General features: G+C 69.4%; 9 protein-coding genes. 7 read left to right on the top strand and 2 right to left on the bottom strand.

Translation table 11 applies throughout. The features are described from left to right. Positions 1-1,281 (top strand): ATP-dependent DNA helicase (locus DBR34_RS24000; RefSeq protein ID WP_258224120.1); only part of this gene is annotated, 1,281 nt, incomplete at its 5' end. Between the two features lie 5 nt (positions 1,282-1,286). After that, a complete protein-coding gene (gene tsaB / locus DBR34_RS18765; RefSeq protein WP_128097900.1) occupies positions 1,287-1,994 on the top strand; it encodes a tRNA (adenosine(37)-N6)-threonylcarbamoyltransferase complex dimerization subunit type 1 TsaB in 708 nt (235 codons plus the stop codon). Between the two features lie 28 nt (positions 1,995-2,022). Here the strand turns inward: tsaB and DBR34_RS18760 are convergent, their stop codons facing one another. Next, positions 2,023-2,910: an energy transducer TonB gene (locus DBR34_RS18760; protein WP_128097899.1), complete on the bottom strand. Its 888-nt coding sequence runs from the start codon at positions 2,908-2,910 to the stop codon at positions 2,023-2,025. Beyond that, entirely contained in the window at positions 2,907-3,857 is a 951-nt protein-coding gene (gshB, locus tag DBR34_RS18755; RefSeq protein ID WP_128097898.1) for a glutathione synthase, read from the bottom strand. The genes DBR34_RS18760 and gshB overlap by 4 nt, the downstream gene beginning before the upstream one ends. Positions 3,858-4,104: 247 nt before the next feature. On the opposite strand from gshB, the gene pilG reads away from it, so the two are divergent. From pilG to DBR34_RS18730, 5 genes are all read left to right on the top strand, one after another. Next, positions 4,105-4,506: a twitching motility response regulator PilG gene (pilG, locus tag DBR34_RS18750; RefSeq protein ID WP_017356958.1), complete on the top strand. Its 402-nt coding sequence runs from the start codon at positions 4,105-4,107 to the stop codon at positions 4,504-4,506. 18 nt (positions 4,507-4,524) lie between these two features. Next, positions 4,525-4,887 carry a response regulator gene (locus DBR34_RS18745; RefSeq protein ID WP_038686783.1) on the top strand — a complete coding sequence of 121 codons (363 nt, stop codon included), beginning with the start codon at positions 4,525-4,527 and terminating at the stop codon, positions 4,885-4,887. Beyond that, the gene (locus DBR34_RS18740; RefSeq protein WP_128097897.1) at positions 4,887-5,417 is read left to right on the top strand and encodes a chemotaxis protein CheW; all 531 of its coding nucleotides are present in this window, start codon (positions 4,887-4,889) and stop codon (positions 5,415-5,417) included. Before DBR34_RS18745 ends, DBR34_RS18740 begins: the two co-directional genes overlap by 1 nt. A 44-nt stretch (positions 5,418-5,461) precedes the next feature. Then, entirely contained in the window at positions 5,462-7,498 is a 2,037-nt protein-coding gene (locus tag DBR34_RS18735; protein WP_128097896.1) for a methyl-accepting chemotaxis protein, read from the top strand. Positions 7,499-7,592: 94 nt separating this feature from the next. Continuing rightward, on the top strand, positions 7,593-11,028 hold a 3,436-nt coding region (locus tag DBR34_RS18730), incomplete at its 3' end, for an Hpt domain-containing protein (protein ID WP_181394072.1).

Below are 11,028 nucleotides of genomic sequence, written 5' to 3'. Positions count from 1 at the left end.
CTGTTCCAGCGCCGCAGCGTGGCCGGTGCACAGGCCGCCCTGCAGGTGCCCGCTGCGGCGCTGGAACAGACCCTGCGCGACCTGCGCACGGCCATGGACGGGTTGCCAGCGCGTGGCACCCAATGGCGCGCGCTGGCCGTGCCGCAGGTGCGCGATGGCTTCGATGCGGCGATGTCGGCCCTGGTGACCCTGCGCGATGCGCTGGTCGGGGTACGCGAGGCATCGCCCGGGCTGGACGCCTGCCACGCGCGCGCGATGGAAGCGGTGGGGCGGTTGTCGCGCTGGCTCGGCGAAGATGCCCCGATGCTCGATTTCGATGCCGACCCGGAACTGGCCGCGGCCCCGGCGGACGTGTTGTGGTACGAACTGACCCCGCGCGGCTTCCGCTGCCAGCGCACCCCGATGGACGTGTCCGGGCCGCTGCGCGAGCACCGCCAGCGCTCGATGGCGGCCTGGGTATTCACCTCGGCCACGCTGACCGTGGACGGCGGGTTCGCGCATATTTCGCAGCGGCTGGGGCTGGACGATCCGGTCACCCTGCTGCAGCCCAGTCCGTTCGACTGGGCAACCCAGGCGCTGTGCTACCTGCCCACCGATCTGCCCGACCCGGCGGCACGAGGGTTCGGCACCGCCTTGATCCGTGCACTTACGCCGGTGCTGGAGGCATCGCAGGGCAGGGCGTTCCTGCTGTTTGCCTCGCACCGCGCGCTGCGCGAAGCGGCCGAGGCGCTGCGGGATGGGCCGTGGCCGCTGTTCGTGCAGGGCGAGGCGCCGCGCGCGACCCTGTTGCAGCGCTTCCGCGACTCGGGCAATGGCGTGCTGCTGGGCTCGGCCAGTTTCCGCGAAGGCGTGGACGTGGTTGGCGATGCATTGAGCGTGGTGGTGATCGACAAGCTGCCGTTCGCCGCACCGGATGATCCGGTGTTCGAGGCACGGCTGGATGCGATCCGGCGCGACGGTGGCAATCCGTTCCGCGATGAGCAGCTGCCGCAGGCGGTGATCGCGCTCAAGCAGGGCGTCGGGCGGCTGATCCGCAGCGAGACCGACCGCGGCGTGCTGGTGCTGTGCGACCCCCGGCTGCTCAGCCGCAGCTACGGACGGATCTTCCTGGATTCGCTGCCGCCGTTCCGCCGCACCCGCGCGCTGGACGATGTGCGCGGCTTCTTTGCGCCACAATGGCCGCCTGGTGCGCTGCCGGCACCGCACGCCACGGCGGCGGCGCCCCCTGCAGCCGCTGTGTCACCTGCGGCACCCGATGACTTCCCCACTTCCCTGTTCTGACCGCCATGAAACTGCTCGCCTTTGAAACCGCCACCGAAGCCTGTTCCGTCGCCCTGTATGTGGATGGGCAGGTCCTCGAGCGGTTCGAGATCGCCCCGCGCCGCCATGCCGAGCTGAGCCTGCCGTGGGCCGAGGCCCTGCTGGCCGAGGCCGGCGTGGCGCGTTCGCAGCTGGATGCCATCGCGCTGGGGCGCGGCCCGGGCGCGTTCACGGGGGTACGCCTGGCCATCGCCATCGCACAGGGCATCGCCCTGGCGCTGGACCGCCCGCTGGTGCCGGTGTCCACACTGCAGGTACTGGCGCTGCGCGCGCCGGCCGACGCCGACCAGGTACTCAGCAGCATCGATGCCCGCATGGGCGAGGTGTACGTGGCGCGCCAGGTCCGCGTGGACGGCCAGTGGCAGCTGCAGGGCGAAGAGATCGTCTGTGCGCCGGAGGCGGTGGTCCTGCCCGAAGGCACCCGCTGGTTCGGCGTGGGCACCGGCTTCGGCGCCGCCGAGGGGCTGCTGGCCACGCGCCTGGCCGATCAGCTCGACGGCGTCGACGCACAGGCGCTGCCGCGTGCATCGGACCTGCTGACGCTGGCGGTACCGGCGTTCGCGCGCGGCGAGGGCATGGCCCCGGAACGGGTCGAGCCGGCCTACCTGCGCAACAACGTAGCGCTGACGCTGGTGGAACAGCAGGCCGCCCGCGCCGCCAAGGCCGCCCGGTAGAGCCGACCGTCGGTCGGCTATCGCCCCCTCACCGGTCGTCGCGCAACGTACCGCCGGGCAGGAACGCCCACGTCCGCGTCACCTGCAGGATCTCCACACCGTCCTCGGTCTTGGGCAGCGGCGGGAACGGCTGCGCCAGGCGCACCACGCGCAGGGCGGCCTCATCCAGCAACGGCGTGCCGCTGCTGCGCAGGATCCGTGCGCTTTCCACGCTGCCGTCGCGGCGCACGCCGACGGTGATCACCACCTGGCCGCCGAGGCGGCGCTGGCGGGCTTCGTCGGGGTAATTGAGGTTGCCCACGCGTTCGGCGCGGTCCACCCACGCCCGCAGGTAATTGGCGTAGGCGTATTCCCGGGTGCTGGCCGACACGAACTTGCGGTTCGGGCGCTTGGCGTACTGCGCCGAGCGCAGGTGCACCTCGGCGGCCAACCGGGCCATTTCCGCGTCGCGTTGCTCGCGCGCATTCAGCGGGGCCTCCGGCTGCGGGTGCTCGGGCACTGGCTGCGGCTGCGCGCTGGCCACCTGCTCGGTGCTGTTGCGGCTGGACACCACCCGCGCCTGCGGGGGCGGCGGGCTGACCGCGTCCTGGCGCTGCTGCGGCACCGGCGACAGCCCGGCCTGCGGCTGCGGCACGATCCCGGCCTGGTTGTCGCGCGGGCGCTGGGCCTTGTCGTGGTCGCCGCCGCCCTGCTGGTTGGCCTGGGCCAGGAAATCGGCCTGTTTGGGCGTCAGCGCGGTCTGGGTGTGGCTGAAGATCACCTCCAGGGTGGGCACCAGCGCGGCCTTGTCGCTCACCGCAAAGCCCACCCCCAGGATCAACAGCGCATGCACCAGCAGCGACAGCGCCAGGGTCGCGCCCAGGCGCTGCGATTCGCGCGCCTGCAGCGGCAGCAGCGGTGCGGCCGTCGCACTCATCGCGGCAGGCCGGCCTCGATCGCGTCGAACAGGGTGCCGGCGATGTTCAGCCCGAACTGGGCATCCAGCTCGCGCACGCAGGTGGGGCTGGTGACGTTCACTTCGGTCAGGTAATCGCCGATCACGTCCAGGCCGACAAAGCGCATGCCGCGGCGCTTCATCTCCGGCCCGACCTGGGCGGCGATCCAGCGGTCGCGGTCGCTCAGCGGGCGGCCTTCACCGCGGCCGCCGGCGGCCAGGTTGCCGCGGAACTCGTCGCCCTGCGGGATCCGCGCCAGGCAGTAGTCCACCGGCTCGCCGTCGACCAGCAGGATGCGCTTGTCGCCGGCGGTGATGTCCGGGATGAACTTCTGCGCCAGGGCCAGCGTGCGCTCGCCGTCGGTCAGGGTTTCCAGGATCACGTTGAGGTTGGGGTCGCCGGTGCCGCTGCGGAAGATCGAGCGCCCGCCCATGCCGTCCAGCGGCTTGAGCACGGCCTGGCCATGTTCCAGCACGAAGGCCTTCAGGTCGGCGTTGCGGCGGCTGACCAGGGTCGGCGGGCAGCACTGCGGGAACAGCAGCGCGGCCAGCTTCTCGTTGAAATCGCGCAACCCCTGGGGGTCGTTGACCACCAGCGCGCCGGCCTGCTGGGCCACGCTGAGCACATGGGTGTCGTAGATGAATTCGGCATCCACCGGCGGGTCCTTGCGCATCAGCACCACCTGGCCGGGGCCGAACACGGTCTGGCTGAATTCGCCCAGGGTGAACCAGTCGGCCTTGTCCTCGCGCACCTGCAGCGGCGCGGTGCGGGCGACCGCCTGGCCGTCGCGCAGGGCCAGCCCGCCGGGGCTGACGTAGTGCAGGGCGTGACCGCGGCGCTGGGCTTCCAGCAGCATCGCGAAGGTGGTGTCCTTGGCAATCTTGATATGGGCGATGGGGTCCATCACCACGATGACATTCAACGGCATGGTCGCAACCTGGCGGGCAGGGCGATGATGGTAGCCGCAACCGGGGCCGGTTGCCTGCCCGGCGGGGTGCAACGCTGCGTCCGCCGGGGCCCGGGTTTGCGCAAATCCGGCCGATCCGGCCCGGTCCGACCCGTCTGCGGCTTGGCTGAAGTGGCCGCGCTTGTAGCCTGCGCGGGAAGTGCGATATAGATACGCTTTCGCAGCGACGCCGGACCAAGCAGAAGCGTCGCGCGCCCGGGGAAAGGTAATGACTGAAAACATGGCTGCGGGTGGGGAACTCGCAGGGCTTAGGGTCATGGTCATCGACGATTCGAAGACCATTCGCAGGACCGCCGAAACACTGCTCAAGCGCGAAGGCTGCGAGGTGGTGACCGCGACCGATGGTTTCGAGGCGTTGGCCAAGATCGCCGACCAACAGCCGCAGATCATCTTCGTGGACATCATGATGCCGCGGCTGGACGGCTATCAGACCTGTGCGCTGATCAAGGGCAACCAGCTGTTCAAGTCGACCCCGGTGATCATGCTGTCCTCAAAGGACGGCCTGTTCGACAAGGCGCGCGGGCGCATCGTCGGCTCGGAGCAGTACCTGACCAAGCCATTCACGCGTGAAGAACTGCTGGGTGCCATCCGCACATACGTCAACGCCTGACCAGGGGGGAAAGGCACAATGGCTCGAATCGTTCTGATCGAGGATTCACCGACCGACCGCGCGGTGTTCACGCAGTGGTTGACCAAGGCCGGGCACGAAGTACTGGAAGCGGACAACGCCGAGGACGGGCTGGTGCTCGTGCGCGAGCATGCGCCGCAGCTGGTGCTGATGGACGTGGTCCTGCCGGGCATGAGTGGCTTCCAGGCCACCCGTGCGATGGCGCGTGACGCGGCCATCAAACATATTCCGGTCGTCATCGTCAGCACCAAGGCGATGGAGACCGACAAGGCGTGGGGGCTGCGCCAGGGGGCGGCCGACTACATCGTCAAGCCGCCGCGCGAGGAGGAACTGATCGCGCGGATCAACCAGTTGGTGGTCTGATGCGTTCTCCTTTCGACATCCTCGAAGCCTACGAACGGCGCAGCCTGGCCCATGCCGTGCAGCTGCCCGAGCGTCAGTTCGCGCAGGACCTGTGGCGTGGCGTCGGTTACCGCGTGGGCAAGCGCCACCTGGTGTCGGATTTCCGCGAAGTGGTCGAAATCGTGCCGATGCCGCCGATCACCCCGGTGCCCGGCGCGCAGCCGTGGCTGCTGGGCGTGGGCAACCTGCGCGGCAACCTGTTCCCGGTGGTGGACCTGAAGTACTTCCTGGAAGGCGAGCGCACCGTGCACCAGGAAGGCCAGCGCGTGTTGATCATGCGCCAGGCCGGCGGCGACGTCGCGCTCACCATCGATGAACTGTTCGGCCAGCGCAGCTTCGACCAGGACCAGGACATCGCCATCGGCGACCTCGCCAGCGGCCGCTATGCCCACTTCATCGACCGTGCCTTCCACGGCGATGGCCACGATTGGGGCGTGTTCTCGCTGTCGCTGCTGTCGCGCACTCCCGAATTCAGGCAGGCCGCGGCCTGATCGCTGCCGCCTGTCTCACCGTATTTGATGATCGAGGTTGAACGATGAGTACTACTTCGGAATCCGCCAAGGCCGGCAAGCTCGGGTCGGTGGGAACCAATTTCTGGCTCGGCCTGCTGGCCCTGTCGATGATCGTGTTCGGCGTCAATACCGGCGTCGCCACCTGGCAGGGCAGTCGCCTGGCCGGCGCCAGTACCGGCGCGGCCGATCTGCAGGTGTTGTCCCAGCAGCTGGCCAACCAGGGCCGTGAAGCGGTCTCGGGCAACGCCCAGGCGTTCACCGCGTTCAAGGACACCAAAACCCGCATCGAGAGCACGGTGAGCAGCCTGCAGGGTCGCTACGGCTCCGAAGCGAACGTGTCCGGCCCGCTCAACCAGCTCAGCCAGACCTGGGAGCCGCTCGGCAAGAGCGCCGCCCAGCTGGTGGCCAGTGAGCCGGCGGTGCTGGCCCTGGCCGGCAACGCCAACAACTTCGTCAACGGCGTGCCGGCACTGCAGGCACAGCTGAACGAAGTGGTGCGTGCGATGTCCGCGGGCGGTGCCCCGGCCTCGCAGGTGTACAACGCGCTGCAGCAGGTGGTGGTGGTGGGCTCGATGGCCCGCCGGGTCACCGAAATGCGCGCCGGTGGTGCCAATGCCGCCGCCGCCGGCGACGCGCTGGCCCGCGACTCGGTGGTGTTCACCCAGGTGCTGGACGCCCTGCGCAACGGCAACGAAGAACTGGGCATCACCCCGGTGCGCAATGCCGGCGCGCTGGCGGCGCTGGAGCAGTCCCAGAAGCAGTGGGACACCATGAAGAAGGACGCCGACGCGATCCTGGCCAGCTCGCGCCAGCTGTTCTCGGCGCAGTCCTCGGCGGCCGCGCTGACCGGTGGTGCCACCCGCATGCTGGACGACAGCAAGAAGCTGTTTGAAGCGTTCTCCTCGTTCGGTTCGGTGCGCGACACGCGCCTGTTCCCGAACTTCTGGCTGGGCGTGATTTCCGGTGCGCTGTCGCTGATCGCCATCATCGGCTTCGTCAGCAGCACCGTGCGCAGCCGCTCGCGCGAGCAGGACCTGCGTTACCAGACCCAGGTGGAATTCAACAGCCGCAACCAGCAGGCCATCATGCGGCTGCTGGACGAAATCAGCTCGCTGGGTGAAGGCGACCTGACGGTGAAGGCCTCGGTGACCGAGGACATGACCGGCGCGATCGCAGACGCCATCAACTACGCCGTGGACGAACTGCGCCACCTGGTGACCACCATCAACGACACCTCGGCCAAGGTCGCGCTGTCCACCCAGGAAACCCAGGCCACGGCCATGCAGCTGGCCGAAGCGGCGGGCCACCAGGCCAACCAGATCACCTCGGCCTCGGACCGCATCGGCGAAATCGCCTCGAGCATCGAACAGGTGTCGCGCAACTCGGCCGAGTCGGCCGACGTGGCACAGCGCTCGGTGGTGATCGCCGCCGAAGGCGCCGGCGTGGTCCGCGAGACCATCCAGGGCATGGACCAGATCCGCGACCAGATCCAGGAAACCTCCAAGCGCATCAAGCGCCTGGGCGAGTCCTCGCAGGAGATCGGCTCGATCGTGGAACTGATCAACGACATTTCCGAGCAGACCAACATCCTGGCGTTGAACGCCGCGGTGCAGGCGGCCTCGGCCGGTGAGGCCGGCCGTGGTTTCGCCGTGGTGGCCGACGAAGTGCAGCGCCTGGCAGAACGCACCTCCGGTGCAACCCGACGTATCGAAGGCCTGGTCCAGGCCATTCAGGCCGATACCAACGAAGCGGTCAGCTCGATGGAGCAGACCACCGCCGAAGTGGTGTCCGGTGCACGCCTGGCCGAAGACGCCGGTACTGCGCTGACTGAAATCGAACGCGTGTCCAACGCGCTCAACAACCTCATCAAGAACATCTCGATCGCCGCCCAGCAGCAGTCGTCGGCCGCCTCGGACATCACCCGCACCATGGGCGTGATCCGGCAGATTACCGGCCAGACCTCGCAGGGTGCGGGACAGACCGCCGAGTCGATCGGTCATTTGGCACAGCTGGCGGCCGACCTGCGCCGCTCGGTTGCCGACTTCAAGCTGCCGGCGTGAGCCGCGGGCAGGGCGGAGAGGGAAGGAATCAGCAGATGATGCATCGCGATAATCCACAGCACGACACGCGCGCGCCCCTGCCGGGAGACCTGGCATGAGCACGCTGCGCGATGCCATGAGCCACGCCGCCCTGGGCTGGGTCAAGCCGGAACTGGACGAAACCCTGCGCCAGGTGCGCAACGAGGTGGAGTACTACGCCGAAGACCCCTCCGATGCCGGCCGCATGCGCTTCTGCGCCGGCTACCTGCACCAGGTGCAGGGCACCCTGCGCATGGTGGAGCTGTATGCCCCGGCGATGGTGGCCGAAGAACTGGAGCAGCTGGCCAACGCCATCGGCGCCGGCGAAGTGCCCGACCGTGACGAAGCCTGCGCCACCCTGATGCGCGGCAGCGTGCTGCTGCCCGACTACCTGGAGCGCCTGCAGAACGGGCACCGCGACATTCCGATCGTGCTGCTGCCGCTGCTCAACGACATCCGTTCGGCACGCGCCGCACCGGGCATCAACGAGAGCGTGCTGTTCGCGTTCGCGCCGGACAGCGTCACCGCCACCGAGGCCGAGCTCGACCACGCGCGCGGCAGCCTGAGCGGCCGCAACCGCGAGCTGCTCGATACCGTGGGCAATGCGGTCAAGGAAGAACTGCTGCGCATCAAGGACGCGCTGGACCTGCACCTGCGCACCGGTGGCGATCCGGTGCAGCTGCAGACCCAGGTCAACGAACTGGGCGCCGTTGCCGATACCCTGGGCATGATGGGCCTGGGCGTGGCCCGCGGCGTGGTCGTGCAGCAGCGCGATGCGCTGCGCGGCGTCGTGCAGGGCGAACAGCAGATCGACGAAAGCCTGCTGCTGGATATCGCCGGTGCGCTGCTGTACGTGGACGCCTCGCTGGACGACCAGGTCGCCCATCTGGGCGCCGGCGGCAGTGGCGAAGACGATCCGAGCGCAGTGGAGAACCGGCGCACGGTGGAGGTGCTGGCGCATGAAGCCATCGCCAATTTCGCCGCCGCCCGCGAGCACTTCGTCGCCTTCATCGAAACCAACTGGAACCACCAGCAGCTGCAGGAAGTGCCGCGCCTGCTGGGCGAGGTGTCCGGTGCGTTGCGCATGCTCGACCTGGCCACCCCGGCCGACTACCTGCAGGGTGTGCGCCAGTACATCACGGTGGAACTGATCGGCCGCCAGCGCGTGCCGAGCGGGCGCCAGCTGGACACCCTGGCCGATGCCATGGCCAGCCTGGAGTACTACCTCGAAGCCCTGCGCGAACGTCGCCCGGGTCGCGAGGAAATCCTCGACATCACCCGCACCAGCCTGGAAACCCTGCGTTACTGGCCGTTGCCGGACGCCAATGCCGCCCAGCCGGACACCACCGCAGAAGCCCTGCCGGTGGCCGCCGAGCCGATCGAGTTGACGCAGTGGGATGCGCCGTCGGTCGAGCCGATCGCCGTGCCCGTTACCCCGAGCGCACCGCCGCCGGGCAGCGTGCCGCCGTCGTTCCCTGACGTCACCTTCGACCCGCTGCCTGACGCCGCCCTGGCCAACGCAGCGGCAGCCGCGCCGTCGCTGGTGTTCGACGCATCGACCGCGCCCGCGCCGGAAGCGCCGCAGTGGACCCTGTCCACCGAGGCCGACGCCACCACCGACCACGCCGGACCCAGCTTCGCCCATTTCGACCCGGTGATCGCCGAGGACAGCCCCGCAGTGCGCTGGGACGCGCTGCCGCCGATGCATGTCGCCCTGGATGCGCTGGACGCCACCGACACGGTGTCCGCGCAGGCCGACGCGCACGCGCAGGACGCGGTCTCCTTCAGCGGTGGGTTCGACCCGGTTGCCGCCGAGCACGACGTACTGGAGTTCAGCGACGCGCCCATCGAATTCACCTTCGATGCGCCGCTGCACAATGCTGGCGACGTGCTGTCGCTGGAGATCGACGATGCCGTGGCTCCTGCCGCGGAGCCGGTGGCCGAGGCCGCGTCCGACCTGGACGTGGCCGCGTTGCCGTCGTTCCTGCAGGCGGCCGACGCCCATGCCGATGACGTTGCGGACGCAGCCGGGCAGGGGGCCGACGCGGAGGCCGTTGAGCATGGCGAGGCGATCAGCGCCGAGCCGGTCGAGGAGATCGATCTGGCCGCGGTTGTAGACGACAGCCCCGTTGCAGACGCATCCATTGATGCGGCGGTGCCGACCGACACCGACGACCACACCCGTGGTGACGACGGTGCTGCGCAGGATCCGACCCCGGTCGTGACCCACAGCAGCACCGGCGTGCATGCCGCCGTGATCGGCAAGATCGAGCTGGACGACGAGTCCGCGCGCTTCCTGGCCGAGCTGGATGCGGCTGCCGCGCAGTTCAGCACCGCACCGGCGATCACTCCCGATGCGCTGGCTGCGGTATCGCCGGCCAATGCGGTCGGTGAGACCGACAGCATCGAGGCCGGGTTCGAGGACGATGGCGAGAACATCGACCAGGACATCCGCGAGGTCTTCATCGAAGAGTTCGATGAGGAACTGGTCAACCTCGGCAACCTGCTGCCGGTCTGGCGCGCCGCGCCGGACAACCTCGACCGCCTGCGTCCGATCCGCCGCGTGTTCCACACGCTCAAGGGCAGCGGCCGATTGGTGGGCGCACGCACCCTGGGCGAGTTCAGCTGGAAGATCGAAGGCATGCTCAACCGCGTGCTCGACGGTACCCGGCCGGCCACCCCGGCCGTGGTGGCCATGGTCACCCAGGCGTATGACGTGCTGCCGCAGCTCAACGCCGCGCTGCGCGGCCAGGGCCGCGTGACGGCCGACCTGCAGGCCATGCAGGCCATTGCCGATCGCGTGGCGGCCGGCGAAGAAACCTTCCATGTGCCGCTGCAGCGGGCCGCGCCGGTCGTGGCCGCCCCGGTGGAGGTGGTCGACGTCGTCGAAGCCGTCGAAGCCAGCGACGCCGTCGAGGCCAGCGGTACCCCGGCCAACATCGACGAAGTGCTGCGCGAGATCCTGGAAGCCGAGGTGGATACCCACCAGGCCACGTTGCAGGCCTGGCTGCGCGAGGCCAGCGTGGCCCCGCAGCCGGTCACCGACACCCTGCTGCGCGCGGTGCACACCATGAACGGTGCGTTCGCGATGACCGACGTGCCCGAAATCACCGCCGTCACCGGGGGCGCCGAGAGCTTCATCAAGCGCTCGCTGGCCGCCGATACCACCCCGGACGCCGATGGCGTGGACGCGCTGTCGGCCACCGCCGAGGCGATCACCGCGACCATGACGGCCCTGCAGGCCGACGCACCGCGTATTCCGGTGCAGGCCGCGCTTGCTGCCCGCCTGCAGGCCCTGGCCGACACGCTGCCCGAAGCGCGCTGGCCGGCCCTGGTGGCCGACGATGAAGAAGACGCCCTGGACGCGCTGGACGACGATGCCGCCGACCCGGGCGCTGTCGAGCCGCAGGCCGTGGATGCGGACACCGTGGACGCTGTCGCGTCCCACGATGCGGCCGTGCCGGCGGTCGGCGACGAGATCGCCGCGAACGACGACGACGCCCTGGCCACGC

The sequence above is a fragment of the Stenotrophomonas sp. HMWF003 genome (assembly GCF_003061285.1).
GTDB lineage: Bacteria > Pseudomonadota > Gammaproteobacteria > Xanthomonadales > Xanthomonadaceae > Stenotrophomonas > Stenotrophomonas maltophilia_AP.
This window is presented reverse-complemented; position numbering and strand designations above follow the sequence as displayed.

What these genes read in the sequence shown, in the direction of transcription:
- tsaB (WP_128097900.1), top strand. Translation starts at nt 1,287, where the DNA reads ATGAAACTGCTCGCCTTTGAAACCGCCACCGAAGCCTGTTCCGTCGCC.
- DBR34_RS18760 (WP_128097899.1), bottom strand. Translation starts at nt 2,910, where the DNA reads ATGAGTGCGACGGCCGCACCGCTGCTGCCGCTGCAGGCGCGCGAATCG.
- gshB (WP_128097898.1), bottom strand. Translation starts at nt 3,857, where the DNA reads ATGCCGTTGAATGTCATCGTGGTGATGGACCCCATCGCCCATATCAAG.
- pilG (WP_017356958.1), top strand. Translation starts at nt 4,105, where the DNA reads ATGACTGAAAACATGGCTGCGGGTGGGGAACTCGCAGGGCTTAGGGTC.
- DBR34_RS18745 (WP_038686783.1), top strand. Translation starts at nt 4,525, where the DNA reads ATGGCTCGAATCGTTCTGATCGAGGATTCACCGACCGACCGCGCGGTG.
- DBR34_RS18740 (WP_128097897.1), top strand. Translation starts at nt 4,887, where the DNA reads ATGCGTTCTCCTTTCGACATCCTCGAAGCCTACGAACGGCGCAGCCTG.
- DBR34_RS18735 (WP_128097896.1), top strand. Translation starts at nt 5,462, where the DNA reads ATGAGTACTACTTCGGAATCCGCCAAGGCCGGCAAGCTCGGGTCGGTG.